We start from the raw sequence: 3,124 nt of genomic DNA, 5'->3' as shown, positions 1-3,124 counted from the left end.
CCGCTGGACGGGGCCGATCGCGTCGGCCCCCGGCGAGGACCTGCCCCAGATGCCGCTCGCGCTGCGGGCGGCGGAGCAGCGCGGCGACCGACCGGGCACCGTCGTCGCCTGGGCGGCGCACCAGGAGACCGCCACGGTGGCGGCCGCCCTGGCCGCGCTACGGGCCAGGAGCCCCAAGGACGACGGCACTCCGGCCGCCGGGCTCACGGAGGAACACTGGCTCCTGGACGGCGCTCTGCGCCTGCTCACGCCGGATGCCCTGCCGCTCGGGGAGGTGACGGACGACGCCGTCGACGCCGAGGCCCACCGCATCCGGGAGCATCTGCGCCCGCTCCTCGCCACCGGACCGGCCGTCGGCCTGCTGCACGTCCCCGGCCTCGACTGGCGCCTCGCCCGGGTGACCCGCGGCGCAGAGGTGCTCGGACAGGCGTGGGGAGCCACCAAGGAAGAGGCCGTACGCAACGCCCTGTGCACAGCACTGGCCCGCACCCTCACGACCGCCGGAGCCGCTGCGACCGTGGACGCCGGCTCCGACGGCATCAGCCCCGTCGACGAAATCTCCACCGACGCACTGCTGTTCGCCGACAGCACGGTCCTCGGCACGCTGCGCAAGCAGCTCACCGAGCAGGGCGCGGAGACCGGCCGCGACTACGCCGGACGCCCGGCCCGCGGCGACGCGGTACTCGGCGAGATCCCCCTCTGGTACGGGCCCGTAGCGGCCGAGGCATCACGCCCCCGGGAGACCCACGATGGCAACTGACACGGCCCCCGACACCCGGACACCGGGCGTCGCGACCGGACCCGGGCTCACCGCGCGCCCCACCTCCCCGTACAACGACGGCACCTGGCGCACCGTCATCGCGCTGCTGGCCGAGGCGAGCGACGGCACGGTGGCCGTGAACCGGGGCTGGGACCTCGACTGGGAGCGCCGGCAGCTCGCCGCTGCCGCCGCCTCCGGCCGCAGCCACCTCTCGGTGCGGCTCCACGACGACGAGGTGTTGATCGGCCCCCTGTGGCGGCCCGGCACCGCCGCGGGCTGCGCCGGCTGCGCCGAGGTACGCGACCGCACGATCCGCGAACACCCACTCGTCGGCGACCTCACCCAGGCCACCGCGGCCCCGTCCCCGAGCGCGCCGCTGCTCCCCGAACTGCTCCGGGCGACCCTGGAGTATCTGGCGCAGCGGCCGCTCGGGCCCGGACAGGCCTACGCCGTATCCGCGAAGGGGCTGAGACGGCACCGCGTCGCGCGCAGCTTCCACTGCCCGCTGTGCGGGCCGGAGGAGCAGCAACTCGACGGCGCGGCCAGGCCGTTGCCACTGGCCCTCACCGGCCGGCCCGCCTCAGAGGGGGATCCGACCCGGTCCGCGGACAGCCGCCTCGTCGAACGCGGTCTGCTGCGCGACCGCCTCGTCGACGCCCGCTTCGGACCGGTCAGGGCGATCCTGCGCGAGTCCCACGCCCCGTTCGCGATGAGCATGGCCGTCGTGGCCGACGCCCCCGCCATGGGCCACGGCCGCGCGCAGACGTTCGCGGAGACCGAGCCGGTCGCCGTACTGGAGGCGTACGAGCGCCTCGGCGGATTCCCGTACGACATCCCGGTCCTCACGGGCCGTGCGTACAAGGACGTCGCCGAATACGCCGTGGACCCGGGCACGCTCGGCAGATACACGCAGGAGCAGCTCGACCACCCCACCTCACGGGTGACGCCGTCGGACGAGCACACCGAGATGGACTGGGTGTGGGGCCACGACCTCGCCGGCGGGCGGGCCCTGCTCGTCCCCGCCGACCACGCCTTCTACCAGTACGAGTACGCCTTCCGCAGGGACCGCCGCGCCGCCCGCGCGGTCGGCCCGCACGAGCGCAAGCACTACTTCTACGAGTCCTCCAGCGGCTGCGCCGTGGGCGCCAACCTCGAGGAGGCCGCGCTCCACTCGCTGTTCGAGCTTGCCGAGCGCGACGCCTTCCTCACCTGCTGGTACCGGGCGCGGCCGCTGCCGTACATCCCCGAATCGTCGATCACCGACCCGACCAGCCGGGCCATGATCGAGCTGGTCCGGGCCAGGGGGTTCGACGTGCATCTCCTGGTCGCGACCCGGGACATCGCCCTGCCGGTTGTGTGGGTCCTCGCCGTGAACCGCGAGAACCCGTTCCCGGCGACCTTCTCCTCCGCCGGCTCCGGCGCCGATCCGCAGTCCGCGATCCGCGGCGCCCTGCGGGAGGTCGCACAACTCGTCACCAACCCCGTCGACTGGACGCGCGAGCAGGTGGAGCCGATGGTCGAGGACCCCTGGCTGGTGCAGGAGCTGGAGGACCATGTGCGCTTCTCCTCGCTGCCCGAGACACGCGAGCGGGCCACCGTCGCCCTCGGCGGCCCCCGGGTCACCCTGGAGGAGGCGTTCCCCGGCTGGCCGGGGCGCCTGGCACGGGAGTCCGGCGACGACGTCCGTGGCGCGCTCGACTTCGTACGGAGCCTGTTCGCGGACGCCGGCCTCGACCAGGTCGTCCTCGTCGACCAGACCAGCCGCGAGCACGCCGACGCCGGGATCTCGGTCGCCCGCGCGGTCGTGCCGGGCATCCTGCCCATGTGCTTCGGCCACGCCCAGCAGCGCCTCGCGGGGCTGCCGAGGCTGGAGGCCGCGCTGCGCGGCACCGGCCAGGAACACCGGGCCGTCCCCTACGACCCGCACCCGTTCCCGTGACCGCGCCGACCGCACCCCGGAGCGGGGCCGCGACCGGCCGCGGCTGCCCGGTCGACCTGCCGGGGCCCGAGGGTGACAACAGCATCGCCCGTGAACCGCTCTGGTACGCGTACGGTGCCGGCGACGACGAGCCGGCGCCGCCGGACTGGACGTGGACGCCCGAGCCGCCACCGGACGACCACGTCCCGCCCCCGCCGCCGCGGGGCCGGGGCGCGCGCACGACGCTGCCGCTGGGCACGGTGGACCTGCTGGCACGGATGCCGTTCCCGCGGGTCCCCGGGCCGACCGACTCCGATTCGCTCTCCGGCGGCCCCCGGCCTGCAGGTGCAGCGGCCCCCGGTGGTCCCGGGGCGGCGGATGGCGCGTCAGCCGCCGGCGGCCCCTGGCCTGCAGGTGCACCGGTCCCCGGTGGTCCCGGGGCGGCG

1 protein-coding gene and 1 pseudogene are annotated in these 3,124 nt (G+C 75.5%); both read left to right on the top strand.

What is annotated here, in order from left to right:
* A pseudogene (locus ACWGH4_RS33465) lies at positions 1 to 760 on the top strand (hypothetical protein); the annotation flags it as partial.
* Positions 750 to 2,699 (top strand): TOMM precursor leader peptide-binding protein, encoded by a 1,950-nt coding sequence (locus ACWGH4_RS33460; protein WP_453467479.1) that lies wholly within the window; start codon positions 750 to 752, stop codon positions 2,697 to 2,699. The pseudogene ACWGH4_RS33465 and the gene ACWGH4_RS33460, both read left to right, overlap by 11 nt.
* The last annotated feature ends 425 nt before the right edge of the window (positions 2,700 to 3,124 follow it).

Source organism: Streptomyces sp. NPDC054847, from assembly GCF_053610925.1.
The sequence above is the reverse complement of the archived record's forward strand: the minus strand, read 5'-3'. Positions and strand labels throughout refer to the sequence as shown.